Origin of the sequence: Beijerinckia sp. L45 (genome assembly GCF_009765775.1) — a bacterium.
GTDB lineage: Bacteria > Pseudomonadota > Alphaproteobacteria > Rhizobiales > Beijerinckiaceae > RH-AL1.
Genome location: NZ_LMUU01000168.1, coordinates 17,692 through 20,874 on the forward strand (window position 1 = coordinate 17,692; position 3,183 = coordinate 20,874).

At 67.0% G+C, this 3,183-nt stretch carries 2 protein-coding genes; both read right to left on the reverse strand.

The window, feature by feature from the left end; translation table 11 throughout:
* Nucleotides 1-93: 93 nt before the first annotated feature.
* The gene (locus GSQ79_RS18170) at nucleotides 94-999 is read right to left on the reverse strand and encodes an NmrA family NAD(P)-binding protein (RefSeq protein ID WP_158810085.1); all 906 of its coding nucleotides are present in this window, start codon (nucleotides 997-999) and stop codon (nucleotides 94-96) included.
* A gap of 77 nt (nucleotides 1,000-1,076) precedes the next feature.
* Nucleotides 1,077-3,183 (reverse strand): transglycosylase domain-containing protein (locus tag GSQ79_RS18175; RefSeq protein ID WP_158810086.1); only part of this gene is annotated, 2,107 nt, incomplete at its 5' end.

Below are 3,183 nucleotides of genomic sequence, written 5' to 3' on the forward strand. Positions count from 1 at the left end.
GCCATGCAGCACGAGTTGCACATGGTGAGTTTGCACTAGGGGATCGCCGACGCAACATCCCGGCTTCGCGGTGGCGAACCGGGATGATGGTTGTCAAAGGTTCTTCAGATGCGCCGCCAGCACCGCCCGCGCGGACTCCCAACGCATGCCGGGATAGCGGTCGTTGTCGAGCGGCTTCAGCTTGGCGTCGCCGCTGAACATGTTGTGCAAATATTGCATGCCCTGCCACGGCGGATAGATGTCCTGGCTCGCCGGCACCAGGGTCCGAGTGACCTTGATGATGGTCGCGAGCGTGCCGAGCCCGCCAGGGCGCAGGAGCCTGTAGGGCACGCCGCTCACCTCACTCATGACTGTCGCCAGCCCGCGGGCGCTGATCTGGTCGCCGGCAATGCGCAGAAACCGCGGCGTCGTCGGGTCTAGGGCGGCGGCTGCCGTATAGGTCGCCACGTTGTCCATGGTGGTGAAATCCATCAGCTGGTCGGCGTCGGCCCAATACACAACCCGTTTGACCTTGAAGAGGATGATCGGCGCGACGCCGGTCAGGATGTCCGCGAAGGCGCCGTTGAAGACAGAGGTCGCGGCGATGGGCGCCGCATCCAGGCGAGCCATGAAGTCGCGGCGCAGATCGAAATTGCGATTGGCTCCGGGCGCCACCTTGGTGAAGTCGGCGGCGAAATCGGATGGAATGAACCGCGGCACGCCGGCGGCCACGGCGGCATTCAGCAGAATGGTTTGGGCATCGACGATCGCTGCGCGCAACCCGCTTAGCGCCGACACGACGCAGGCGGCCCCGCGACAGGCTTCGGTCATGGCGGGGAGGCTGGTCGGATCGACCGTGAGGATCGACACGCCGAGCTGCCGTAGAGGATCGAGCTTTTCGGACGCGGTGCCGGGGCGGACGAGGGCACGGACGTCGGCGCCGCGTGTCCGTAAGGCCGCCGCGATCTTGCCGCCGAGATGGCCCGTGGCGCCGGCAAGCACGATGGTTGGGTCAGGCATTCGATTACGTCCGGGTGTGGGGTAGCTGCTCGCAAGCAAAAGCCATCCCGACTCCAGAGGTTGCATAAAGGCGGGCCTCAGCCCCCGAACAGCTTGTCGAACACCGAGCGGTTGTCCGTCGAAGGCCCGGCACGGCGATAATCGTCGCCGTCGCCGGGAATATCCGCCGGCGGTACAAGATCGTCGCGGCGCGCCTGGCGCGGGGCCGGCTGATAGCGCGGCGCATCCGGCGCCTGACGATAGCCGTAGCTCGCCTGCTCGTCGCCCTGCCAGTTGCGCGGACGCGGCGGCGGGGCGCTGGCCATCGGGCCGGGGTCGGGCGCCTCAGTGCCCGGCACCGGGATCCCAAAGATCGTCGGGCGGTCGGGCGGGGCGCCGCGCCACAGGCCGAGCGGTAACGGGGTCGGTGGCTCGCTGCCCATCGCCTGCGTCATGAAGCGCGACCAGATTTCCACCGGCAGCGTGCCGCCCGACGCTTTTTTCGTCGGCGAGGAGTCGTCGTTGCCGAGCCACACGCCGGTGACGAGGCGGCTGGTGTAGCCGACGAACCAGGCGTCGCGCCAATCCTGGCTGGTGCCGGTCTTGCCGGCCGTCTCCCAGCCGGGGATCGCGCCCTTGCGCGCGGTGCCGGTCAGCAGCGTTTCCGTCAGCATCGTGTTCATCATCGGCACGTACCGGGCATCGATCACCCGGCCGTTGTTGCCGGGCTTGCGCTGGTACAGGAGCTTGCCTGATGCCGTCTTGATCTTGGTGATGATGTGCGGCTGCACACCGATCCCGCCATTGGCGAAGGGGACGTAGGCCGTCACCATTTCCAGCGGCGACACTTCGGAGGTGCCGAGCGCGATCGAGGCGTTGGGCTGCAGCTCCGAGGTGATGCCGAGCCGGTGCGCGTCGGCGATCACCGCCTTCGGCCCGGCCTCGACGCCGATGCGCACCGCCACCGTGTTGAGCGACAGGGACAGTGCCTTGGTGAGCGTCACCGGTCCCATGTAGTCGTGATGATAATTTTCCGGCTGCCAGCCATGAACGTTGATCGGCGCGTCGTCGCGCAGCGTGTCCGGGGTCAGGCCGCGCTCCAGCCCGGCCAGATAGACGAAAGGCTTGAACGAGGAGCCCGGCTGGCGCTTGGCCGAGACCGCCCGGTCATACTGGCTTTCGGCATAATTTCGCCCGCCGATGAGAACGCGGATCGAGCCGTCCGGGTCCATCGCGACCATGGCGCCCTGGCTGACCCCGAACTTGCCGCCCTTCTTGTCGAGCTCGTCGGTCAGCGCCTTTTCGCCGAACGCCTGCAGCGGCTGGCTGATGGTGGTGGAAACGACGATGTCGTCCTCGATCGCGCCGATCGTGTCGTCGAGCGTGTCGACGACGTAGTCGGCGGCGTAGTTGGCCGAGCCTGCACCGACCGGCAGCACGGCCTTCGCGGGTTTTGCCAGCGCCAGCTTCATCATGCCGTCGGTGATAAAGCCCTCTTCCTTCATCGCGGTGACGACCTGGGCGGCGCGCTCGACGGCCGCTTCCGGGTTGCGGTTCGGCGCCAGCTTGGTCGGCGCCTTCATCAGGCCGGCGAGCATCGCGGCTTCCTGCAGCGAGACGTCCTTGGCGCCATGGCCGAAATAGCGCCGCGCCGCCGCCTCGACGCCGAAGGCACCGGAGCCGAAGTAGACGCGGTTGAGGTAGAGTTCGAGGATCTGCGTCTTGTTGTACTTGTGCTCCAGCCACAGCGCGAGGATCGCCTCCTGCACCTTGCGCGACGCCGTGCGTTCCTGAGTCAAAAACAGGTTTTTTGCCAACTGCTGGGTCAGAGTCGAGCCGCCCTGCATGCCGCCATGACCGGTCACGTTGCGGACCAGCGCGCGTAAAATGCCGAGCGGGTCGATGCCGAAATGCGAGTAGAAGCGCCGGTCCTCTATCGCGACGAAGGCTTTCGGCAGATAGGGCGGCAGGTCGGCGATGCGGATCGCCGCGCCGCCGGTGTCGCCGCGGTTGGCAAGCAGCGTGCCTTCCATGCTCATGATGGCGATGTTCGGCGGGCGCTTGGGGACGGTGAGCTGGTCGATCGGCGGCAGCTTGGCGGCGTAATAGGCAATGGCGCCGCCGCCTGCGATGGCGACCCAGACGCCGAGCACCAGCGTCCAGCGGATCATCATGCCGAGCAGCGACGTCCGCCGGCGCTTGCGT